At 66.5% G+C, this 22,746-nt stretch carries 24 protein-coding genes; all 24 read left to right on the top strand.

Annotated features, from left to right (window positions below; genetic code table 11):
* Nucleotides 1-330 precede the first annotated feature (330 nt).
* The 24 genes from fliE (at nt 331) to motD (ending at nt 22,746) form a co-directional block, all read left to right on the top strand.
* Nucleotides 331-660 (top strand): flagellar hook-basal body complex protein FliE, encoded by a 330-nt coding sequence (fliE, locus tag NDK18_RS05570; RefSeq protein ID WP_250625300.1) that lies wholly within the window; start codon nt 331-333, stop codon nt 658-660.
* A gap of 42 nt (nt 661-702) precedes the next feature.
* Nucleotides 703-2,397: a flagellar basal-body MS-ring/collar protein FliF gene (gene fliF, locus NDK18_RS05565; protein ID WP_250625301.1), complete on the top strand. Its 1,695-nt coding sequence runs from the start codon at nt 703-705 to the stop codon at nt 2,395-2,397.
* A gap of 4 nt (nt 2,398-2,401) precedes the next feature.
* Nucleotides 2,402-3,391 (top strand): flagellar motor switch protein FliG, encoded by a 990-nt coding sequence (fliG, locus tag NDK18_RS05560; protein ID WP_250625896.1) that lies wholly within the window; start codon nt 2,402-2,404, stop codon nt 3,389-3,391.
* A complete protein-coding gene (locus NDK18_RS05555; RefSeq protein WP_250625302.1) occupies nt 3,391-4,026 on the top strand; it encodes a flagellar assembly protein FliH in 636 nt (211 codons plus the stop codon). The genes fliG and NDK18_RS05555 overlap by 1 nt, the downstream gene beginning before the upstream one ends.
* 50 nt (nt 4,027-4,076) lie before the next feature.
* A complete protein-coding gene (fliI, locus tag NDK18_RS05550; RefSeq protein WP_284691580.1) occupies nt 4,077-5,393 on the top strand; it encodes a flagellar protein export ATPase FliI in 1,317 nt (438 codons plus the stop codon).
* Nucleotides 5,390-5,815: a flagellar export protein FliJ gene (gene fliJ, locus NDK18_RS05545; RefSeq protein ID WP_250625303.1), complete on the top strand. Its 426-nt coding sequence runs from the start codon at nt 5,390-5,392 to the stop codon at nt 5,813-5,815. Before fliI ends, fliJ begins: the two co-directional genes overlap by 4 nt.
* 89 nt (nt 5,816-5,904) lie before the next feature.
* Nucleotides 5,905-7,098 (top strand): flagellar hook-length control protein FliK, encoded by a 1,194-nt coding sequence (locus NDK18_RS05540; RefSeq protein ID WP_250625304.1) that lies wholly within the window; start codon nt 5,905-5,907, stop codon nt 7,096-7,098.
* 183 nt (nt 7,099-7,281) lie between these two features.
* The gene (locus NDK18_RS05535) at nt 7,282-7,755 is read left to right on the top strand and encodes a flagellar basal body-associated FliL family protein (protein ID WP_250625305.1); all 474 of its coding nucleotides are present in this window, start codon (nt 7,282-7,284) and stop codon (nt 7,753-7,755) included.
* Between the two features lie 16 nt (nt 7,756-7,771).
* Nucleotides 7,772-8,788 carry a flagellar motor switch protein FliM gene (gene fliM / locus NDK18_RS05530; protein WP_250627271.1) on the top strand — a complete coding sequence of 339 codons (1,017 nt, stop codon included), beginning with the start codon at nt 7,772-7,774 and terminating at the stop codon, nt 8,786-8,788.
* Nucleotides 8,789-8,879: 91 nt separating this feature from the next.
* A complete protein-coding gene (gene fliN, locus NDK18_RS05525; protein ID WP_250625307.1) occupies nt 8,880-9,212 on the top strand; it encodes a flagellar motor switch protein FliN in 333 nt (110 codons plus the stop codon).
* A complete protein-coding gene (gene fliO, locus NDK18_RS05520; protein WP_250627270.1) occupies nt 9,209-9,634 on the top strand; it encodes a flagellar biosynthetic protein FliO in 426 nt (141 codons plus the stop codon). The genes fliN and fliO overlap by 4 nt, the downstream gene beginning before the upstream one ends.
* Nucleotides 9,634-10,380: a flagellar type III secretion system pore protein FliP gene (fliP, locus tag NDK18_RS05515; protein WP_250625309.1), complete on the top strand. Its 747-nt coding sequence runs from the start codon at nt 9,634-9,636 to the stop codon at nt 10,378-10,380. Before fliO ends, fliP begins: the two co-directional genes overlap by 1 nt.
* A complete protein-coding gene (fliQ, locus tag NDK18_RS05510) occupies nt 10,377-10,646 on the top strand; it encodes a flagellar biosynthesis protein FliQ (RefSeq protein WP_250625310.1) in 270 nt (89 codons plus the stop codon). The genes fliP and fliQ overlap by 4 nt, the downstream gene beginning before the upstream one ends.
* 2 nt (nt 10,647-10,648) lie before the next feature.
* Complete coding sequence (gene fliR, locus NDK18_RS05505; protein ID WP_250625311.1) at nt 10,649-11,425, top strand: flagellar biosynthetic protein FliR; 777 nt, start codon at nt 10,649-10,651, stop codon at nt 11,423-11,425.
* Nucleotides 11,422-12,567: a flagellar biosynthesis protein FlhB gene (flhB, locus tag NDK18_RS05500; protein WP_250625312.1), complete on the top strand. Its 1,146-nt coding sequence runs from the start codon at nt 11,422-11,424 to the stop codon at nt 12,565-12,567. Before fliR ends, flhB begins: the two co-directional genes overlap by 4 nt.
* 3 nt (nt 12,568-12,570) lie before the next feature.
* Complete coding sequence (gene flhA / locus NDK18_RS05495) at nt 12,571-14,667, top strand: flagellar biosynthesis protein FlhA (protein WP_284691505.1); 2,097 nt, start codon at nt 12,571-12,573, stop codon at nt 14,665-14,667.
* Between the two features lie 124 nt (nt 14,668-14,791).
* Complete coding sequence (gene flhF / locus NDK18_RS05490) at nt 14,792-16,111, top strand: flagellar biosynthesis GTPase FlhF (protein ID WP_250625313.1); 1,320 nt, start codon at nt 14,792-14,794, stop codon at nt 16,109-16,111.
* Between the two features lie 14 nt (nt 16,112-16,125).
* Nucleotides 16,126-17,055 (top strand): MinD/ParA family ATP-binding protein, encoded by a 930-nt coding sequence (locus NDK18_RS05485; protein ID WP_284691801.1) that lies wholly within the window; start codon nt 16,126-16,128, stop codon nt 17,053-17,055.
* Nucleotides 17,052-17,783 (top strand): RNA polymerase sigma factor FliA, encoded by a 732-nt coding sequence (locus NDK18_RS05480; RefSeq protein ID WP_250625314.1) that lies wholly within the window; start codon nt 17,052-17,054, stop codon nt 17,781-17,783. The genes NDK18_RS05485 and NDK18_RS05480 overlap by 4 nt, the downstream gene beginning before the upstream one ends.
* A 49-nt stretch (nt 17,784-17,832) precedes the next feature.
* Complete coding sequence (gene cheY, locus NDK18_RS05475; RefSeq protein ID WP_250625315.1) at nt 17,833-18,231, top strand: chemotaxis response regulator CheY; 399 nt, start codon at nt 17,833-17,835, stop codon at nt 18,229-18,231.
* Between the two features lie 8 nt (nt 18,232-18,239).
* Nucleotides 18,240-18,887 carry a protein phosphatase CheZ gene (locus NDK18_RS05470; RefSeq protein ID WP_250625316.1) on the top strand — a complete coding sequence of 216 codons (648 nt, stop codon included), beginning with the start codon at nt 18,240-18,242 and terminating at the stop codon, nt 18,885-18,887.
* 9 nt (nt 18,888-18,896) lie between these two features.
* On the top strand, nt 18,897-20,942 hold the full coding sequence (locus NDK18_RS05465) for a chemotaxis protein CheA (RefSeq protein WP_250625317.1): 2,046 nt from the start codon (nt 18,897-18,899) through the stop codon (nt 20,940-20,942).
* Nucleotides 20,942-21,682 (top strand): flagellar motor protein, encoded by a 741-nt coding sequence (locus NDK18_RS05460; protein ID WP_250625318.1) that lies wholly within the window; start codon nt 20,942-20,944, stop codon nt 21,680-21,682. The genes NDK18_RS05465 and NDK18_RS05460 overlap by 1 nt, the downstream gene beginning before the upstream one ends.
* On the top strand, nt 21,679-22,746 hold the full coding sequence (motD, locus tag NDK18_RS05455; RefSeq protein ID WP_250627269.1) for a flagellar motor protein MotD: 1,068 nt from the start codon (nt 21,679-21,681) through the stop codon (nt 22,744-22,746). The genes NDK18_RS05460 and motD overlap by 4 nt, the downstream gene beginning before the upstream one ends.

Genomic DNA, 22,746 nt, shown 5'->3' with positions numbered 1-22,746 from the left:
GGGGCCGGAAGTTGAAGCTTCCACCCTTCAAGGGAATAAAGAAGGCAACAAGGTGGGCAGTGCGCCAATGGGCGTACGCCCCGGGGAATGGCAGGTAGTTGGCGCATTGAAGTAACAGCGTCGGCAAGACCCTCCGGCAATCGTTTTCTGGTGGTGCCTGGCGGCCCGCCCAGGACAGGTTTGTGCCGGAGAAAGCCCCCATCGGCCGTGCGGCGATCACGCACTGCCCACCTTCTTGTCTTCTTGCAAGGCCATCCGCTTAGCCATCGTCGCCTTGGCACGCCACGTGCATCGCACCGTCCAAACGCCAGCGCGCGCCGGAAAACCGCCATGACCACGATCGACGTAAACAGCCTGCTTTCCCAGATGCGCCGGATGACGGCCGTCACGGAACTGCCGTCGGCAAAGATCGACACCGTGGGCAAGACGGCGGCTCCGTCGGATTTCGGCGCGCTGCTCAAGCAGTCGCTGGGGAGCGTTGCGGACCTGCAGAAGACCGCCGGTGTGCAGGCTGCTGCTTTCGAGCGCGGCGACAAGGGCGTGGACCTGGCCCAGGTGATGCTGTCGGTGCAGAAGGCCGACCTCGGGCTGAGCACCGTTACCCAGGTACGCAACAAGATGGTCGATGCCTACAAGGACATCATGAACATGTCGTTCTGAGCGACGTTTTCATGACCCTTCCACTAACGGACTTGTTGAACCATGGCTGATAACGCCGTCGCCACCGCCCCTGATTCCAGGCTGGCCTCGTTCAAGAACCTGGCAGCCACCCCGGTGGCGCGCCAGCTGACCTTGATGGCCGGTATCGCCGCCGCGGTCGCCATTGGCGTGGCGGTGGTGATGTGGTCGCGCACGCCCGACTACGGCATGCTTTACGCAGGTCTCGAGCAAAGGGACGCCGCCGCCGTTACCCAGGCGCTGCAGGCGGCCAACGAACCCTACAAGCTCGGCACCGACGGTGCGTCGGTGTTCGTGCCGGCCGCCGACGTGTCGGCCATGCGCCTGAAGCTCGCTTCGCAGGGCCTGCCCCAGGGAGCTACCCAGGGCGGCGCCACGGCGCAATCGGATTCACCCTTCGGCATGAGCGACATGGCCGAGCGGAGCCGTTACCAGCAGTTGCTCGAAAACGACCTCGGCCAAACCATCGCCGGCCTGCAGTCGGTGAAGGGTGCGCGCGTGCACCTGGCGCTGCCGAAGCCTTCCGCGTTCATTCGCGACAACCACCCGGCCAGCGCATCGGTGGTGGTGGCCCTGTACCCGGGCCGCTCGCTCGATGCCGGCCAGGTGTCGGCCGTCGTGCACCTGGTGTCTTCGTCGGTACCGGGCCTGGATGCACGCAACGTCTCGGTGATCGACCAGGCGGGCCAGCTCTTGACCAACGCCGATCCGGATAGCCCGGCGGCCCTCGGTGACACGCGCATGCGCCTGTCCAACCAGATCGAAAGCACCTATGCCTCCCGCGTGGAGGAATTGCTCACCCCGCTCGTGGGTGCCGGCAAGGTGCGCGCACAGGTATTCGCCAACCTCGACTTCTCCAACACCGAGAAGGCGAGCGAAGTGTTCAACCACGACAACCCGGCGCTGCGCAGCGAGCAGACCAGCAGCGATACCCGCCACGACGGCGCCGCTGCCGGCGGCGTCCCGGGGGCGCTCTCCAACCAGCCACCCAACACCGTTGCCCAGGCCACTGCGGCCAAGCCCGATGCCGGCAAGAAACCAGGCGGCCCGCAAACCGCGGCCACCGCCCAGGCCACCGAGCCCAGCCAGAGTACCAACAGCGCCACGCGCAACTACGAGCTCGACCGCACCGTAAGCCATGTGGTGGATCCGGCGGGGAAAGTGTCGCGGCTTACGGTCGCCGTGGTGGTGGACAACAAATCGGTGGTGGGCAAGGACGGCAAGCCGGCAAGCGTTGCCTTCACCCCGGAAGAAATCGAGCGCATGACCACGCTCACCAAGAATGCCGTGGGCTTCGATGCCGCGCGTGGCGATAGCGTCAGCGTGATCAACGAAGCCTTCCACGCCACCCCGGTGGACGACGTGGGCATCGATATTCCTTTCTGGCAGAAGCCGGGCGTGCTCGACCTGATCAAGCAGGCGCTGGGCGTGCTGGCGGCGTTGGCCGTGGCCTTCTTCGTCATCCGCCCGATGATGCGCACGGCGATGCGGCCGGGCTCCGGCGTCATGCAGCCGGCACTGGCAGGTCCGGTACCCACGGTTTCGGTGATGGTGGATGACGACGAGCGCGACTCGCCGCAGCTGCAAGGTTCAAGGGGCAAGGGCGCCCCGGCACTACTGGCCTACGAACAGAAGATCGGCATGGCCAAGCGCATGGCCAACGACAATCCCAAACAGGTTGCGCAGGTAGTCAAGAGCTGGGTGGCAGAAGATGGCTGAGTTACTGAGCGGTTCCCAGCGTGCGGCGATCCTGTTGCTGACGCTTGGAGAAGAAGACGCGGCCACGGTGCTCAAGCACCTCAATGCCCGCGACGTGCAATCGGTCGGCACCGCCATGGCGGCGCTGAAGAACGTGTCCAAGGAGCAGGTCGACGGCGTGATCAGCCGCCTTACCGAAGACATGGGCCAGCACACGGCGCTGGGCGTGGGTACCGAGGAATACATCCGCAAGGTGCTGGTGAACGCGCTTGGCGAAACCAAGGCCGGCAGCCTGATCGACCGCATCCTGCTGGGCCGCAGCTCCAAGGGCCTGGAGTCGCTCAAGTGGATGGAAAGCCGCGCCATCGCCGAAATGATCGGCCAGGAACACCCGCAGATCATTGCCCTGGTGCTGGCGCACCTGGAGCCTGACCAGGCTGCCGAGGTATTGGCTTACCTGCAGCCGCGCGTGCGCTCTGACGTGGTGATGCGCATCGCCACCCTCGACGGCGTGCAGCCGCATGCGCTGGACGAACTCGACGAAATCATGGAGCGCCAGTTCTCCGGCACCAGCAACAAGATGAAGTCGGCCACGGTGGGCGGCCTGAAGGCGGCCGCGGCGATCCTGAATTCCATGGAAGCCTCGCGAGAGGCCGAATTGATGGCATCCATCCGCGGGCTGGATTCGAACCTGGGCGAGAAGATCGAGGAACTGATGTTCGTCTTCGACGACCTGGCCGACCTTGACGATCGCAGCATGCAGGCGCTGCTGCGTGAAATCCCCTCCGCCACGCTGATCACCGCCTTGAAGGGCGCGGAGCCGGCGATGCGCGAGAAGATCTTCAGCAACATGTCCAAGCGCGCCGCCGACATGCTTCGCGACGACCTGGAAGTAAAGGGCCCGGTACGCGTAAGCGAAGTGGACGCTGCGCAGAAGGAAGTGCTGGCCAGCGCACGCCGCCTGGCCGATGCCGGCCAGATCACCCTCACCGGTGGCGGTGAGGAATTCGTCTGATGAGTGTCCTTGGACGCGACGAGGCCTCTGCCTACGAGCGTTGGGAGCTGCCGCCCGTCGGCGAGCCCGCCGTGCGCCGCGCCAAGGAAGAACCGCCCTCGCCATTGCCTACGATCGCCGAACTGGAGGCGATCGAACGGCAGGCTCGCGAGGAAGGCTTCAATGCCGGGCTTGCCGAAGGGCGCGCCACTGCGCGCCGTGAACTGCTGTCACAGACCGGCCGCCTGGAGGCACTCTATGCCGCCGCGGCGCGACCCCTGGCGGAACTGGACGACGAGGTTGCCCGGGAACTGGCGTGGCTTGCCACCGTGGTGGCCGAGCGCGTGCTGGGTGCTGAGATTTCCCTCGCACCTGAAAAGATCATCGGCGTGGTGCGCCAGGCCGTGCATGTACTGCCGGCGTCTGAGCGTCATGTCCGCGTCGTACTGCATCCGGATGACGCGGCCCTTGTGCGCGATCATCGCAACAGCTCGGAAGAGTCGTGGCTGATCGTGGAGGATCGCACGCTCGACCGCGGCGACTGCCGGCTGGAATCGGAACATTCGCGCATCGACGCGCGCCTGCGCTCGCGCCTGGCCACCGTGGTCGATGCGGTACTGGGCGACGACCGGGTGGACGGGGAGTCCGCGGCGTGAGCGACGTGATCGCCCTTCCGCCCGACCGCAACCAGCGCTGGCGCGATGCGCTGGCCATGCGCCGCGCGCAGCTGGATCATCTTCGCCCGCTGCAGGCGGAGGGCAAGCTGCGCCGCGTGGTGGGACTCACCCTGGAAGCCGTCGGCTGCGAAGCTCCGGTGGGCGCGCGTTGCATGGTGTCCGGCGCCGACGGTAACGAACATGAAACCGAGGTCGTCGGCTTCGCCGATGGCCGCCTGCTGTTGATGCCCACGGGCGAGCTGCACGGTGTACTACCCAACGCCCGAGTGCGCCCGGTGGCCGGCACCTCCGGCGTGCCGGTGGGCGATGAACTGCTCGGCCGCGTGATCGGCGCAGATGGCGCGCCGCTGGACGGCAAGGGCCCGCTGATGGTGCGCGAGCGCGCGCCGCTGCGCCGCGAGCCGATCAATCCGATGTCGCGCCAGCCGATCGACACACCGCTCGATACCGGCGTGCGCGCGATCAATGCACTGCTGACCGTTGGCCGCGGCCAACGCATCGGCCTGTTCGCCGGCTCCGGCGTGGGCAAATCCACGCTGATGGGCATGATGACCCGCTTCACCGACGCCGACGTGGTGGTGGTAGGGCTAATCGGCGAGCGCGGCCGCGAAGTGAAGGAATTCGTCGATCACATCCTGGGCGAGGAAGGCCGTCGCCGCGCCGTGGTGGTGGCGGCACCCGCCGATGCGCCGCCGCTTTCGCGCCTGCGTGGCGCGCAGCTGGCCACCGCGGTGGCCGAACATTTTCGCGACCAGGGCAAGCGCGTACTGCTGCTGATGGATTCGCTCACCCGCTATGCCCAGGCGCAGCGCGAGATCGCGCTGGCCATCGGCGAGCCGCCGGCGACCAAGGGTTATCCGCCGTCGGTGTTCGCCATGTTGCCCGCGCTGGTGGAACGGGCCGGCAACGATGCCACCGGCACCGGTTCGATCACCGCGTTCTACACCGTGCTGACCGAGGGCGACGATTACCGGCACGATCCGATCGCCGATGCGGCGCGCGCGATCCTTGACGGACACATCGTGCTTTCCCGTGACCTGGCCGAAGCGGGCCACTACCCGGCCATCGACATCGAGGCATCCATCAGCCGCGTCATGCCGGCGGTGGTATCGCGCGAGCACATGCGTTCGGCGCAGCGCTTCCGCCAGGTGTATTCGGCCTACCGGCAGCAGCGCGACCTGATTGCCGTGGGTGCTTACCAGAAGGGCAGCGACCCGCGCACGGACGAAGCGATCGCCCTGTACCCGCGGCTGTCGGCGTTCCTGCAGCAGGAAACCGATGAGCCGGTGGGCCTGGCCGACGCCGAAACCGGCCTCGGCGCCGTGGCCCAGGTTGAGCGCGCATGACCTCGCGTGCCGATCGCCTTCAACCGGTGGTGGACCTGGCGGAAAAGCGCGAGCAGGAAGCCACCGTTGCCATGGCCGACCAGCGCAACCAGCTGGCCATGGCCCAGCAACAGCTCGATGAATTGCGTCGCTATCGCGACGACTACGGCAGCATCCCTTCCGGCAGCAACGTTGCCGGCATCCTCAACCGCCAGAGCTTCCTTGCGCGCATCGACATGGCCATCGTCCAGCAGATGGGCGAAGTGGCCCGCCGCGAGCGCGCGGTAGCGGCATCGCAGCAGGCGTGGATGGAAGCACGGGGCCGGGCCAAGGCCCTGGATACCGTCACCACCCGCTACCGCGACGCCGAGCGGAAGGCCGAGGACCGCCACGAACAGAACCAGGCCGACGAGCGCTCGCAGACCAAGCGCAAGCCGGGCTAACGACGATGAGAACGCCCATGAACGCCTCCACGCCCCCATCCATCCAGATCACTGCGCCGCAGCGGCCCGCGTCCCGGTCAACGACGGCCATGCCCGACCGTGATGACGCACCGAGCTTTGGCGACGCGATGAAGCACGCGTCGGCCGCGCCTGCGGCAAAGAAAGACGCCTCGCCGCACGAGGATGCCGCGCCATCGCAAGACAAGGCACAGCCGCCGGGAACCCAGGCAGGCAGTGCTACCCATCACGCAAAGGCCAAGGGCGCGAAGGCCGACACGAGTGATGATGGTGAAGCCACGGCCACCGACACGACCGATGGCGTTGCCGCGGACCTGGCTGACTTGGCTTCCGCTGCCTCCCAGGCACAGGGACAGGCGGTGAGCGCCGACACCCAGCCCGCCGTCGATGCCAAGACGAGCTCAAGCGATCAGCCATCCCAGCCAACGGTCGACCCTGCCAATGGCCAGGCCATCGCCGCTGCCATGCTGGCGCTGATCCAGCAATCCACCCAGCCAGCGCCGGTGGCTACCGCGGTAACCATGCCAACTACGGCGCCGACCACCACGTCGAACGACAGCAAATCCACCATCGCCGATGACATCGGCGCCGCCATTACAGCGTCTTCGAAGATGGCCCAGGCCCTTACCGGTTCGCTCGGCGGGGCGGTGGCCGGTACCGTCGCCGATGCTGCCACAGGCGTGATCGGCAAGGCGGTGGGCCTCGTCGGCGATGCCGTGGCAGGGTTGCTGGGCAGCGGCGCAAAGACCGATCCGGACACGACGGCCCAGCTACCGGATCCCGCGCAGCTGGCTACCGGCCAGGTGTCCCAGGCAGCCGTCCCGGTGCCCGTACCGGCCGCCCTGCAAAGCACCCAGGTGGCGGGTACGCCGGCCTTCGCCAATGAGCTGGGCCAGCAGATCGCCTGGATGAGCCACGGGGATATCAAGGAAGCGTCCATCCGCCTGCATCCGGAGGACATGGGCCAGCTGGACGTGAAGATCAGCGTGCACGAGAACCGCGTGGACGTCGCTTTCGCCGCCCAGCACCCGGCCGCCGTGCAGGCAGTGAACCAGACTCTCACCCAGCTCGACACCATGCTTGCCCACCACGGTTTGCAACTGGGCCAGACACAGGTCGGCCAGCAGAAGGCGGGGCAGGACGGCCAGGGCAACGGCAAGTCGTTCGCCCAGGTGGCACAGGGTGGTGGCGAGTCCGGCGACACCGCGGAGGTACAGCGCGCCACCGTGCGCGTGTCCAACGCCCTGGTCGACGACTTCGCGTAGCCGAAGGATGGTTTGAACAACAAAATACCGACACGCGCCGGGAAACCGGCGCGACTGGTTTAAGGCAAACCCGCATGGTGCAAGGCCTTGAAGCCGTGGCACGCGGCTTGCATCGAACATCATGACGAGCGCGGATATCCCGCGCGAACGCTTTCGACATTAGCTATAAGGCTTGAGGTTTCCATGTCCGCAACCGCCGAAAATGTTGCCCCGGTCGTGAAGAAAAAGGGGAAGGGAGGGCTTCTGGCCATCCTCGCCGTGGCGGTCATTGCCATCGGTGCCGGCGGCTTCTTCCTGCTGCACAAGAAGAGTGCCGAAGAAGCCAAGCCGGTCCATCGCGAGGCGCTTTACCAGGCGCTGGATCCGGGCTTCGTGGTGAACTTCCAGGACGACCGCGCCCTGCGTTACCTGCAGGTGGGCATTACCGTGATGTCGCACGATCCGGAAGCCATCCAGGCTGTGAAAGACACCGACCCTGTGATCCGCAACGCGCTGGTGATGCTGTTCTCAGGCCAGGACGCCACCACCCTGACCGACGCGAAGGGCAAGCAGAAGCTGCAGGCCGAGGCACTGGCCGCGGTGCAGAAGATCGTGGCGGACAAGACCGGCAAGCCCGGCATCGACGCGGTGTATTTCACCAGCTTCGTAATGCAGTAGCTGAAAAGGACCTGCCATGAGCGACCTGCTTTCCCAGGAAGAAATCGATGCGCTGCTGGCCGGTGTGGAAGGCGGCGCGGTGGAAACCGAGGTCGACGAGCCATTGCCGCCGGGCATTGCCATCGAATACGACTTCACCCAGCAGGACCGCATCGTCCGCGGCCGGCTGCCCACGCTTGAGATGGTCAACGACCGGTTTGCCCGCTACTTCCGCGGCAACCTGTTCAACGTGTTGCGCAAGTCCTGCGAGGTGTCGGTGCTTGGCGTGCGCATGATGAAGTTCAACGAGTACGTGCATTCGCTTGCCGTGCCCTCGAACCTCAACCTGATCCGCATCAAGCCCTTGCGTGGCACCGCCCTTTGCGTGCTGGAGCCGCGCCTGGTGTTTACCGTGATCGATAATTTCTTCGGCGGCGACGGCCGCTACCACGCGCGCATCGAGGGCCGGGATTTCACCCCCACCGAGAACCGCGTGATCCAGATCGTGCTGGGTGAGATCTTCACCGCCATGGGCGAAGCCTGGGCCCCGGTGCTGAAGATGGACTTCGAATTCCTCAATTCCGAGATCAACCCCCAGTTCGCCAATATCGTCAGCCCCACCGAAACCGTGGTGGTCTCGCGTTTCCATATCGAGCTGGACGGCGGCGGCGGGGAAATCCACCTCACCCTGCCGTATTCGATGGTCGAGCCGATCCGTGAATTGCTCGACGCCGGCGTGCAGAGCGACCGCGCCGAACGCGACGACCGCTGGATCCAGTCCCTGCACGAGGAAATCCTCGATGCCGAGGTGGAGCTGTCGTCGCTGATGGCCGAAACGCGCATCAGCATCGGCGATTTCCTGCACCTTAGGCCCGGCGACGTCATTCCCATCTCCATGCCGGAATTTGCGTCCGTCTACGCCGAGGACATACCGGTATTCCGCGGCCGGATGGGTAACGCCAACGGTCACAAGGCGGTCCGTTTCGAGCAGCTGATGCGCACGAGGGTGACCCGGCCCCCGACCGAACTGCTGCCCGATCCGGTCACGGCGTAACCAATAAGGGTTGGCACACCCATTGCATCCTTTCTCGTGACCCGCCGGCAAACCGTCGCGCGGCAATGAACCACCACGAGAAGAAGCGCACATGAACAGTGAAGCCACCGCCCTTGCGGACGAGTCGAACGCCGGAGTCCTGGCCAAGGCCGGCATCTCCTCCGACGTCAGCCTCGACGTCATCCTGGACGTGCCGGTGACCATGGCCATGGAAGTGGGCCGCACCAAGATCTCCATCCGCAACCTGTTGCAGCTGAACCAGGGCTCGGTGGTGGAACTGGACCGCGCCGCGGGCGAGCCGCTGGACGTGTTCGTCAACGGCACCCTGGTCGCCCACGGCGAAGTGGTGGTGATCAACGAGAAGTTCGGCATCCGGCTGACCGACGTGATCAGCCCCGCAGAGCGGGTGCGCAAGCTGCGATGAAAACCGTGTTTGCCTCCTTCGGCGCCCTGCTGATGGCAGTCGCGCCGGGCATGCTGCGGGCCGCTCCCGCCGCCATGGCCGCTCCTGCCCCGATGAATACGGGTGCGGAACTGCTGCGCGTGGTGCTGAGCCTGGCCGGCATCGTGGCCATGATCTTCGTCGCCGGCTGGCTCACCCGCCGGGCGCAGGCCCGGGTGCGTCCCGGCGGCCGGAAGATCCGCGTGATCGAAACCATGCCGGTGGGCGTGAAGGAAAAAGTGATGCTGATGGAAGTGGGCGGTACGCAGCTCCTGGTGGGCGCGTCGCCGTCGGGCCTGCGCACGCTGCATGTGCTGGCAACGCCCATCGCCGAGGATGCGTCGGCGCCATCCACCGCGCCACAGAGTTTCCGCGACATCCTAAGCCTGTGGGGCAAGCGCTGATGAAGACGCTGCGCTGGATCCTTCTTGCCGCCCTGGTGCTGCTGCCGGGCCTGGCCGCCGCCGACCCCGTCGGCATTCCGCTGGTGAACGTGGCACCAGCCGCCAACGGCGGTTCGAACTGGACGCTGTCGTTGCAGATGCTGGCGCTGATGACGGCGCTGACCGTGCTGCCGGCGATCCTTTTGATGATGACCTCGTTCACGCGCATCGTGATCGTGCTGGGGTTCCTGCGCCAGGCGCTGGGTACCAACACCACGCCGCCCAACCAGGTGATCCTGGGCCTGTCGCTGTTCCTGACCTTGTTCGTGATGGGGCCGGTGCTGAACCATTCCTACGCCGACGGCGTCAAGCCGTACATGGACGGCACGATGACGGCGGAAGCCGCGTTGCCCGCCGCGGCGGCTCCTTTCCACCGGTTCATGCTGGACCAGACCCGCGAGCCGGACCTGCAGCTCTTCACCCGGCTGGCCGGCGACGCGCCCTACGCCAGCAAGGAAGCGGTGCCCTACCGCGTGGCGTTGCCGGCGTTCGTCACCAGTGAGCTGAAGACCGCCTTCCAGATGGGCTTCCTGCTGTTCATCCCGTTCCTGATCATCGACCTGGTGGTGGCGTCGGTGCTGATGTCGATGGGCATGATGATGGTGTCGCCGATGATCATCTCGCTGCCCTTCAAGATCATGCTGTTCGTGCTGGTGGACGGGTGGACGCTGCTGCTGGGCACGCTTGCCGGGAGCTTCTACACATGACGCCGGAAAGCGTGATCAATTTCGGCCAGCAGGCGCTGTACATCGCCATGCTGATCGGCGCCCCGTTGCTGCTCACCGCGCTGGCGGTGGGCCTGATCATCGGCATGGTGCAGGCCGCCACGCAGATCAACGAACAGACCTTGAGTTTCATCCCCAAGCTGATCGCCATGTCCCTGGTGCTGGTGGTCGCCGGCCCCTGGATGCTGCACACGCTGGTGCAGTACACCCAGCAGTTGATCGAAAACCTGCCGGCCTCGGCGCGCTAGCCATGCCGATCGAAGCCGCCCAGATCACCGCATGGATCGGCGCCTTCTCATGGGCGCTTTCCCGCGTTGGCGGTTTGTTCCTGGTGGCTCCCATATTCGGTGCCACCACCATCCCGGTACGCATCCGCGTTGGCCTCGCCCTGGCACTGGTGGCGGTGATCGCGCCGATGGCCCCCGTGGGCCTCGAGCCGATGTCGGGGCAGGGCATCGGCGTGCTGGCGCAGCAGATGCTGCTGGGCGGCTTGATCGGCTTCGTGCTGAAACTGGTATTCGAGGCGGTGGCCTTCGGCGCGCAGCTGATCTCCACCTCGATGAGCCTTTCCTACGCCGAAACCGTGAACCCGCTTGGCGGCGGCTCGACGTCGGTGATGAGCCAGTTCTACACCGGCATGATCACCTTGCTGTTCCTGGCGCTCGACGGCCACCTGCAGTTGATCGCCCTCCTGGCCGACAGCTTCCACACCATGCCCTTCGGGGGCCCGGGTGTAGGCGCCGACGACATCTGGGGCGTGCTGACGTGGAGCGGGCACCTGTTCGCCGGCGCCCTGCGCGTGGCGCTGCCTGCGCTTACCGCCTTGCTGGTGGTGAACCTGGGCTTTGGCGCCATCAGCCGCTCGGCACCATCGATGAACCTCTTCGCGGTGGGCTTCCCGATTACGGTAAGCCTTGGCCTGGTTGCCGTCTGGCTGGCCTTGCGCCAGCTTCCCGGCGCCTTCGATGCGCTTTCCGCCGACGCCTGGGCAACCATGCGCGGCCTCATCGGCGGAGGTTCGCCATGAGCGAGGAGAGCGACCAGGACCGCACAGAAGAGGCCAGTGAAAAACGCCTTCGCGAAGCCCGCGAGAAAGGCGAGCTGCCGCGCTCGCGCGAATTGTCCACCGGCGTGGTGGTGCTGGCCGGCGTGTCGAGCATCCTTGCCACGCGCGACGAGCTGGCCCTGCATGCGCGCAACATCATGATGCTTGGCGTGCGCTACAACCGCGAGGATCTCTACTCCGCCGACGGCATTTCCCATGTGCTCTCCGCCGCCGCACTGGAGGCGCTGCGCATGCTCGCACCGCTGTTCGTCGTGACCATCGTCGCCGCCTTCGCGGCGCCCGCCTTGCTTGGCGGCCTTAATTTTTCCGGCCAGGCGCTGTTGCCGAAGTTCGACCGGCTGAACCCGATCGCAGGCTTCGGCCGCATTTTTTCCACCAATGGTTTCGTCGAGCTCGGCAAATCGATGCTCAAGCTCGTCCTGATCGGTGGCGTGCTGGTCTGGTACATGATGAAAAGCCGCGCCGACATGCTGGGTACCGGCTCTGGCGACGTCGCCGCCGGCGTCCACCGATCGCTGGGCACCATCGGCCAGGCCTGCCTGTTCTTCGCCTGCGTGCTGGGCCTGATCGGCCTGATCGATGCGCCGTGGCAGAAATTCTCGTTCGCGAAAAAAATGCGCATGACCAAGCAGCAGGTCAAGGACGAGCACAAGGAAAGTGACGGCAACCCCGAAATGAAGGGCCGCATCCGCAGCATGCAGATACAGATGTCCCGCCGCCGCATGATGCAGGACATCCCCAAGGCCGACGTGGTGGTGGTCAACCCCAGCCACTTCGCCGTGGCGCTGTCCTACGAGGACGCCATGCGCGCGCCGAGGGTGGTGGCCAAGGGCATGGACGTGATCGCCATGCAGATCCGCTCGGTGGCCGGCGCGCACAGGGTGCCGCTGGTGGAGGCCGCGCCCCTGGCCCGCGCGCTCTACAACACCACCGAAGTAGGACAGGAAATTCCCGCCACGCTGTTCGTGGCCGTGGCGCAGATCCTGGCCTATGTGTTTCGCCTGAAGACCGCGCTCGCCCAGGGCGACGCTATGCCTGAAAAACCCAACCCGGATGTCGATCCCGACCTCCTGGGCCGTTACCGCATGAACGACGAGAACTAAGCCATGGCTACCCCGTCCACTTCAGGTTTCGCCGTATTCGGCCAGATGGCCCGCCGCGGCATCGGCGCACCGGTCGCCATGTTGCTGGTGCTGGCGATGCTGATGCTGCCGCTGCCGCCGTTCATGCTGGACCTGCTCTTCACCTTCAATATCGCGCTGTCGCTGGTGATCCTGCTGGCGGTGGTGTACGTGATGCGGCCGCTGGAATTCGCAGCCTTCCCGACCGTGGTGCTGGGCGCCACCCTGCTGCGCCTGGCGCTGAACATCGCTTCCACCCGCGTGGTGCTGCTGCACGGCCACATGGGTCCGGGCGCGGCGGGCAAGGTGATCGAGGCCTTCGGCGAATTCGTCATCGGCGGGAATTTTGCCGTGGGCCTGGTGGTGTTCTGCATCCTCACCATCATCAACTTCGTGGTGGTCACCAAGGGCGCCACGCGCGTGTCGGAAGTGACCGCACGTTTCACCCTCGATGCGATGCCCGGCAAGCAGATGGCCATCGACGCGGATCTGAACGCGGGTCTGCTCACCCAGGAACAGGCGCGCGAGCGCCGCCAGGAAGTGCGCGAAGAAGCGGATTTCTATGGCTCCATGGACGGTGCCTCGAAGTTCGTGCGCGGCGACGCCACCGCCGGCATCCTGATCCTCATCATCAACATCGTCGGTGGTTTCTTCGTCGGCATGCTGCAGCACGGCCTCTCCGCCAGCGAGGCGGCGCGCAACTACACGCTGCTGACCATCGGCGACGGCCTGGTCGCCCAGGTGCCGGGCCTGATGCTTTCCATTGCAGCCGCGGTGATCGTCACCCGCGTGTCCAAGTCGCAGGACATGGGCCGGCACGTAGTAGGCCAGCTGTTCGGCCAGCCCAAGGCGCTGGCGGTGGCAGGCGTGGTGCTGGCGGTGATGGGGCTGGTCCCCGGCATGCCGAACGTGGCCTTCCTGATGCTCGGCGCCGTCTGCGGGGCCGGTGCGTGGGCCTTGAACAAACGTCGCCAGGAAGTAGCTGCCGCCACCCGGCGCGCGCTGGAAGCCCCGCCCGAGGCGCCGGTGTCCGGCGAGAAACTGGAGCTGTCGTGGGAAGACGTGGCAAGCGTCGACACCATCGGCCTTGAAGTGGGCTACCGGCTCATTCCGCTGGTGGACAAGAACCAGGGCGGCGAGCTGATGGGCCGGATCAAGTCGGTCCGCCGCAAGCTGTCGCAGGAACTGGGTTTCCTGGTGCCGGCGGTGCACATCCGCGACAACCTGGACTTAGGACCGCATTCCTACCGCATCAGCCTGATGGGCGTGCCGATGGGCGAGGCCGAGATCCACAACGAGCGGATGCTGGCGATCGATCCGGGCCGCGTGCATGGCGCGCTGAACGGCATCGCCACCACCGACCCTGCCTTCGGCCTGCCGGCGGTATGGATCGAGCCGGGCCTGCGCGAGCATGCGCAATCGCTCGGCTACACGGTGGTGGACCCGGCCACGGTGATCGCCACCCATCTTTCGCACATCCTGGGCGGTCATGCCCATGAGCTCCTGGGCCACCAGGACGTGCAGCAGATGCTCGACCGCCTGGCCGCTACGGCGCCGAAGCTGGTGGAAGACCTCGTGCCCAAGCGCCTGTCGCTGGGCGTGGTGGTGAAGGTGCTGCAGAACCTCCTGGCCGAGCGAGTGCCGGTGCGCAACATGCGCGGCATTGTCGAATCCTTGGCGGAGCATGCGGGCCAGAGTCAGGATCCCGGCGTGCTTTCCTCCGCCGTCCGCGTTGCCCTGGGTCGCCAGATCGTCCAGGAGATCGCCGGCATGGGCTCGGAGATCCCCGTCATTACCTTGGCGCCAGACCTGGAACAGATCCTCCTGGGCTCGCTGCAAGGCGGCGGCGTGGCCGGCGCGGCGGTGGAGCCGGGCCTGGCCGAGCGTCTGCAGCAGAGCGTCGCCGAGGCTGCCCGCCGGCAGGAAATTGCCGGGGAACCTGCGGTTCTGCTGGTCGCCCCGAACCTGCGCCCGTGGCTGGCCCGCTTCACCCGCCATGTGGCACAGAACCTGCACGTGCTTGCCTATAACGAAGTGCCGGACAACCGCCGCGTGCGGTTGGTAACGGCATTGGGACGCTAGAGAAGGGGCTTGGGCGAGCGATGAACGGCACACGACGGAAAACCCACGACATACGACGGAACACCGCCGTTCGCACCATGACCGCCAACCCCTTGACCATCGCCACGCATTCCGGATCCACGCCATGAAGATCAAACGATTCGTTGCCGCTGACATGCGACAGGCCATGCGGGAAGTGCGTGAGGAACAAGGCCCGGATTCGGTGATCCTGTCCTCCCGCCGGATCGCCGAAGGTATCGAGATCATCGCGGCGCTCGACTACGACGAGGCGCTGATGCGCGAGGCCGCCGACCACGGCGCCGAGCGCGAGAGCGCACCGGCTCCGCGGGCCGAGCTACCCCCGATCGCGGCCCCGAAAGCTGCCGCCAGGGGCAAGGCCGAGGCCGAACCCGCCGCTGAGCGTCACCTTGCGCCCACTACTCCTCGCTCCGGGGCGACCCGTTACGGCACCGCGGCGCTTGCCGCTTCTGTCGCCGACGCCGTCCGCGCCGCCACCCGCGTGCCGGGCCCGGACATCGCCGTCAACGGCATGCGCGAAGAATTGAACCAGCTGAAGGAAATGCTGCAGATCCAGCTGTCGAGCCTGGCCTGGAACCAGCTGGACCGCGAACAGCCCCTGCAGGCCCGCGTGCTGCGCGAGCTGACCCGCATGGGCCTGGATCCGGATGTGGCCCGCATGCTCACCGCGGAACTGCCGCCCAACATGACCGTGGAGCAGTCGCGCTACCTGCCGTTGGGCCTGCTGTCCCGGCACATCGCCGTCAGCGGCCGCGAGATCGACCAGCTCGGCGGCGTCGTCGCCCTGGTCGGTCCCACGGGTGTAGGCAAGACCACCACCATCGCCAAGATCGCCGCCCGCGCGGTGCTTCGCCATGGCGCGAACAACGTCACCCTGGTCACCACCGACCAGTACCGCATCGGCGCGGCGGCCCAGCTGGAGCACTACGGCCGCCTGCTCGGGGTGCGGGTGCACGCCGCCCACGACTCAGCGAGCCTGCACGCGGTGCTCAACCCCTTGCGCGGCCGCCACACGGTGCTGGTGGATACCGCCGGCCTTGCCGGCACCGACCCGCGCCTGCAAAGCCAGTTCGAAACGCTAAGGACCGCCTCGGATGTGCGCGTGTGCCTGGTGCTGGCCGCCAATGCCCAGGCTCAGGCCATGGAGCATGCGGTGCGCGCCTACCAGCCGCTGAAGCCGCAGGCGGTGATCCTGACCAAGCTTGACGAGTCGCCGCTCCTGGGTGGCGCGCTTTCTGCATTGATTCGAAGCCGGCTGCCCTTGGACTACACCACGGACGGCCAGCGTGTACCGGAAGACATCGCCACGGCGGATGCGCGAAAGCTCGTCCTGCGCGCCGCCCAGCTGGTCAAGACCGGGCAGGCCGAACCTGACGATGTCCTGCTGGCCGACCGCTTCGGCGTCGCCCAGGCCGCCCTGGCGTAAGCAACGGAATCCCCATGAACATTGCAATTGGAAATTACCTGCAGATGTCATCGCCGCCTATCAGCAGCAACGACCTCGCCGTCGCCGCCCACCAGGCAGCCGGGCTTGCCTTCATCGGCGACCGCCAGGCCTGCCGCACCATCGCGGTCGCCGGTGGCAAGGGGGGTGTCGGCAAGACCACCACGGCGGTGAACCTCGCCATGGCCCTGGCCATGGGCGGGCGAGACACCCTGCTGCTGGACGCCGACCTTGGCATGGCCAACGTCGACGTGCTGCTGGGCCTGCAGCCCACCCGCCACCTGGGCCACCTGCTCGAAGGCAGCGCCCGGCTCGAGGAACTGATCATTGAGTCGCGCCATGGCCTGAAGGTGATCCCGGCCACCTCCGGCACCCGCCGCATGGCGCAACTGCCCAATGTCGAGCACGCGGCGGTGATCCACGCCTTCGACGAGCTCGTCGTCCGCCCTGAATTCCTTATCGTCGATACCGCCGCGGGCCTGTCCGACAGTGTCTCGATGTTCGCCTCCGCCGCCGACGACGTGGTGGTGGTGGTCTGCGACGAGCCCACCTCGCTCACCGACGCCTACGCCCTGATCAAGGTGCTTTCGCGCGAATTCGACGTTTCCCGCTTCCGCATCGTGGCCAACATGGTTCGCCACGCCCAGGAAGGTAAGCAATTGTTCGAGAAGCTTTCCCGGGTCACTGGCCGCTTCCTGGACGTGTCACTCGATTTCATGGGGATGGTCCCCCACGACGAATACCTGCGCCAGGCGATCCGTCGCCAGACCGCGGTCGTCGAAGCCTGGCCAAGCAGCCGTTCGGCGCTCGGATTCAAGAATCTGGCACGTGCGGTCGATACATGGGGCGAACCCGAGCGTCGCGCTCAGGGTCGCATCGGCTTTTTCAGCGAGCGCCCCCGTCCGATGGGAGGGTTGCCGTCATGAGCGTCGCCACCGAATACCTGGAGGTTTCGCGCATCCCGGCGGATGAGCTGGTGCGTATCCACGCCCCGCTGGTCCGCAGGATCGCCTACCACTTGATGGGGCGCCTGCCGGCAAGTGTGGACGTGGGCGACCTCATCCAGGCCGGCATGATCGGCCTGCTCGAGGCGGCGAGGAATTTTTCGCCGACGCGCGCGGCCAGTTTCGAGACATACGCGGGCATCCGCATCCGTGGCGCCATGCTCGATGAGCTGCGCAAGACGGACTGGACGCCCCGCTCGGTCCATCGCAAGGTACGTGAAGTAGCGGAGGTGACGCGACAGATCGAGAACGAGACCGGCGCCGATGCTGACGATTCGGAGGTGATGAAGCGCCTTGGCATCGATGCGCTCGAATACAACCAGATCCTCGCCGACGCCGCGGGCGCACGCCTGCTGTCGCTGTCGGCTCCCGAGGGTGACGAAGGTTCGGCCATCGACGTGGCCGACCCCGACGCCCAGGGGCCCGATGCGCTCTTCGAGCGCGAAGGCATGCGCGAGGCCCTGGCCGACTCGATCGATTCCCTGCCCGAACGCGAAAAGCTGGTCATGTCGCTCTATTACGAGCAGGAGCTGAACCTCAAGGAGGTCGGCGCCATCCTCGGGGTAAGCGAATCACGCGTGTGCCAGATCCATGGTCAAGCCCTGATCCGCCTCCGCGCCCGCATGGGTGGCTGGCGCGAGCGGGCCTGAAGAAGCACCGACGAATAGAAGTAGCGCGAACGCCTCGCGGAGACACGTTTTGGACAAGAACATGAAAATCCTGGTGGTGGACGATTTTTCCACCATGCGCCGCATCGTCAGGAACCTCCTGGTCGAGCTCGGCTTCACCAATACGGCCATCGCCGAGGCCGAGGACGGCGTCACCGCGCTTGCCTCGTTGCGCGCGGCCCCGTTCGACCTGGTGGTGACCGACTGGAACATGCCCAACATGACCGGCATCGACCTGCTGCGTGCCATTCGCGCGGACGCGGCCTTGAAGCACCTGCCGGTGCTGATGGTCACCGCCGAGAACAACCGGGACCAGATCATCGCCGCCGCGCAGAGCGGCGTGAACGGCTATGTCGTCAAGCCGTTCACCGCCGTCACGCTGAAGGAAAAACTCGACCGCATCTTCGAACGCCTCGCGGCCGCGAGCTAAGGACAGCCATGAACACGATGATTTCACCGCTGGGCCATGACGTGCCCCCGGCGCTACGCGAACTGCTCGATTCAGGCGACCGCGCCGACTTCGAACAGGCCCTGGACACGCTCATCCGCAGCCGCGAGCAACACCTTTTCCGCGCCATGGGTTGCCTCGCGCGCGACCTGCACGATGCCGTGCGCCGCCTGTCTTCGGATATTTCCTCCGATGGCGAGCCGGGCACCATGGGCGATGCTCGCAAGCACCTTACCGACGTGCTGGAGATGAGCGCCACCGCTGCCCATCGCAGCCTTGATTTCTCCGAGAAGTTGCGCCCACAGGTCCAGGCGCTCTCGCGCGAGGCCGACGAACTGATGGCCGTGGATCCGGCCAGCACCGATTTCTCGGCCGCCGCTTTCGCCCTGGCGTCCCACGTGGACGAATTCTCCGTGGCCGCCGATGCGGGCCTGGGCGAGATGGTCGAAGCGCAATCCTGGCAGGACCTCTCCGGCCAGCGCGTGCGCAAGGTTGCCGATTTCCTGGGCAAGGTCGATACCTCGCTGCTGGAACTGGTGCGCCTGACCGGCACCCTTGCAGGCACGACCGCCGCGCCCGCAAGCGACCGGGTCGCCCAGGACGAAGTCGATCGCATGCTCAGCGAATTCGGCTTCTAAGGGATAACGATGAGCGTCGAGCTGGACAGCGAGCTGGTCAATGTTTTCCTGGTCGAGGCCGGGGAGCTGTTGGACCGTCTCGGCGAACAGCTGGTGGAACTGGAAACGCAACCCTCCGACACGGAGTTGCTCAACGCGGTGTTCCGCGCGTTCCACACCGTGAAGGGTGGCGCCGGATTCTTGGGCTTCGACCCGATGGTGGCGCTTTGCCACCGCGCCGAAGACCTGCTGAACCAGGCCCGCAACCACACCTTGTTGCTGAACTCCGCGCACATGGATGCGCTGCTGGAGTCGCTGGACCTGCTCAACGACATGATGCGCGCGTGCGATGCCGGCGAGACGCTTCGCGAGGCGCCGGCGAGCCTGTTGCGCCGCCTTGAGGCGCAGCAGGATGTCGACGCGGTGAGCGTGCCTGAGCCCGTCGCCGCAGCCGGTCCTTGCCTGGATCCCATCGACGACGAGTTCGAGGCCCTGATCTGTGCCGCACGCGCGGGTCGTGGACACGAAGCGGCGGTCGCGCACGTGCCCGCCGCGCCCGTGGCGGCAACCGGCGATGCGCCGATCGGCGACGATGAATTCGAAGCCCTGCTCGATTCCCTCTACGGCGCCGGTGGCGCGCCCGGCACGGTCGACGCGACCGTGGCAGAGGCGAGCCCTGCACCGGTGGTGCCGGCCGCGAAGGCAGCATCCAGCACCGCCATCGACGATGATGAATTCGAAGCCATGCTCGACGCCCTGCATGGGTCGGGCAAGGGCCCGGGCGGCGCGGCACCCGCCGCCATGCCTGCCGCGGCCGCAGTTGCGCCGGTAGTTGTGGCCGCGCCAGCGCCGGTTGCCGCAACGCCAGCTGCCGCCGCCAACCCGGCCCGCGCAGGCGCAACGGCCGAGAGCACCGTCCGCGTCGACACCGCCCGCCTGGATGGCCTGGTCAATGCCGCCGGCGAACTGGTGCTGGTGCGCAACCGCCTTACCATGCTGGCCGGCGAAGGGCAGGGCGAGGCGATGAACCGCGCCGTCGCCGAACTCGAGCGCGTCGCAGCGGACTTGCAGAACGCCGTGCTGCGCATGCGGATGCAGCCGATCGGCAAGCTGTTCCAGCGTTTCCCGCGCATCGTGCGCGACCTTGCCCGCCAATTGGGCAAGGACATCGAATTGAAGACCGAGGGTGAGGAAACGGATCTCGACCGCACCGTGGTCGAGGCCCTGGCCGATCCGCTCATCCACCTGTTGCGCAATGCCGTGGACCATGGCATCGAGGGTCCGGCCGACCGTGCCCGGTTCAAGAAGCGCGCGCAGGGAACCGTGCGCCTTGCCGCCGCCCAGGTAGGCGACCGCATCATCATCACCGTGGCCGACGACGGCCGCGGCATGGATCCGGAAGTGCTGCGCCGCAAGGCCGTGGAAAAGGGTCTCCTTGACGAAGAGCAGGCCGCGCGCCTGGACACCACCGAGTGTTTCGAACTGATCTTCCGCCCGGGGTTCTCCACCCGCGCCGAAGTCTCGGACATCTCCGGCCGCGGCGTGGGCATGGATGTGGTCAAGACCAAGATCGTCGAACTCGGCGGCACGCTGGCGATCGATTCGGTGGCAGGCCAGGGCAGCGAGATCCGCCTGTCGGTGCCGTTGACGCTGGCGATCCTGCGCGTGCTGATGGTGCGCGTGGGAAACCGGCGGCTGGCGTTGCCGCTGTCGAACATCGCCGAGGTATTCGAACTGGCGGCCGGGCAGGTGAGCGTCGTGGATGGTCGCGTCGTCGCCAGCCACCGTGGCCGCGCGCTGCCGCTGTGCGATCTGGCGCAATGGGCGAACGCGCCCGCCGGAGGCCGCCACGTGGTGGTGGTGCATATCGGCAGTCAGCGCGTGGGTTGCCTGGTCGATGACGTACTGGGCCGTGAAGACGTCATGGCCAAGCCACTGGGCAGCCTGCTGAAGGATGTCCCGGGCATCGCCGGCGCCACCATCACCGGCGACGGCGCCATCGCGCTGGTGCTTGATCTTTCCTCGCTTGCCGACGGCAGCCAGTCGTGGCTGCCTGCACCGCGGGGGCTCGCCTGATGAACCTGGTCAGCCTCGGCGGCACGATCCTGGCATTCGTCGTCATCATCGTCGGCACCATCCTCAAGGGCAGTTCCATCGACGCCCTGTGGAATCCGGCCGCCTTCGTCATCGTCTTCGTCGGTACCGCAGCCGCCTTGCTGGTGCAGACATCGAGCGAAACGCTCAAACGCGCCATGGTCATGCTGCCGTGGGTGTACCGGCCGCCGGTGGACGAGGCCCGCGAACTCGTCGGCCGCATCGTCAGCTGGAGCGAAGTGTCGCGCCGCCAGGGCCTGTTGGGCCTGGAAGGCGGCATCGAGCGCGAAACGGATCCTTTCGTGCGCAAGGGTTTGCAGTTGCTGGTGGATGGCACCGAACCCGACGCCATGCGCAGCGTGCTGGAAGTGGAAGTGCTCACGCGCGAGCATTCGGACCTTGACGCTGCCAAGGTGTTCGAGAACGCCGGCGCTTATTCACCCACCATGGGCATCATCGGCGCGGTGATGGGACTGATGGCCGTGATGCAGAACCTCGCCGACCCGAGCAAGCTCGGCCACGGCATCGCCGCGGCGTTCGTTGCCACCATCTATGGCATTGGCCTGGCGAACCTGCTGATGCTGCCGATTGCTTCGCGGCTGAAAAGCATTTCCCGTGGCCGCTCGCAGATGCGCGAGATGCTGGTGGAGGGACTGGTCTCCATCGCGCAGGGTGACAACCCCCGGCATATCGAAAGCAAGTTGCAGGGCTACCTGCCATGAAGCGCCGTCATCACGAAGAACACATCAACCATGAGCGCTGGGCCATCCCCTACGGCGACCTGATTACCTTGCTGCTGGCGCTGTTCGTTGTGATGTATGCGGTCTCGGCCGTGAACGAAACCAAGTTCCGGGTGATGGCGGCCTCGATCAACGAAGCCTTCCACGGCACGCCCCAGGTGATCCAGGCGCCGCGCGCGGGTGATCCTTCGGCCCAGGTGCCCATGCCAAACAAGTCGCGCGTGGCCCAGGCCGCGCCCGTGGCGCGCATCGACGTACCCATCCCGCCGCGCGACCTGCCGCTGCCCGGTCACGAGGGTGCCGCTCCCGAGGCTGGCCCCACGGCCGACAACCTGCACGCGGCCGATGCGAAGACAGGTGAAGCGGCCAACCTTGATGCCATCGCCGAACAGGTACATAAGGCCTTGCAGCCCCTGATCGACAAGGACCTGGTTGCCGTGCGCCGTACCGACAACTGGCTCGAGATCGAAGTGCGCACCGATATTCTCTTTGCCAGCGGCGCCGCGCGGCTCTCCGCGCCCGCCGAAGACGTGCTGCGCCATGTGGCCGGCATCCTCACCCCGTTCCCGAACCCGATGCGTATCGAGGGCTATACCGACACCACGCCCATCGCCAGCGCGATTTTTCCTTCGAACTGGGAATTGTCCGCGGCACGCGCGGCAAGCGTGGCGCGCCTGCTCACCGGAAGCGGCGTCGACCCGCACCGCGTGGGTATCATCGGCTGGGGCGAGTTCCGTCCCGCCGCCGACAATGGGACCATCGACGGCCGCAACCGTAACCGCCGCGTGCTGATCGTGGTGATGAGCGACAAGGCCGCGCCGGCGCGCTTCTACAGCGACGACGATCGCGTGGCAGGGAAGCTCGCGCAGGCGCCGGCGCCTGCTTCGAAGTCCGCAGTCACGCCCGTGAAGGCCAACGATGCGGCGGCTTCGGTCCCGGTCAAGGCAGAAGCCGCGCCCTCCGGCAAGGCAGGCGACAGCGGTACCAACATGGTGGCGCCGGTCGCTGCTGCGCTGACTGCCAGCCCGTCGTTGGGAGTCCACTGA

It is taken from the genome of Pinirhizobacter soli (assembly GCF_015905305.1).
Lineage (GTDB): Bacteria > Pseudomonadota > Gammaproteobacteria > Xanthomonadales > Rhodanobacteraceae > Pinirhizobacter > Pinirhizobacter soli.
This window is presented reverse-complemented; position numbering and strand designations above follow the sequence as displayed.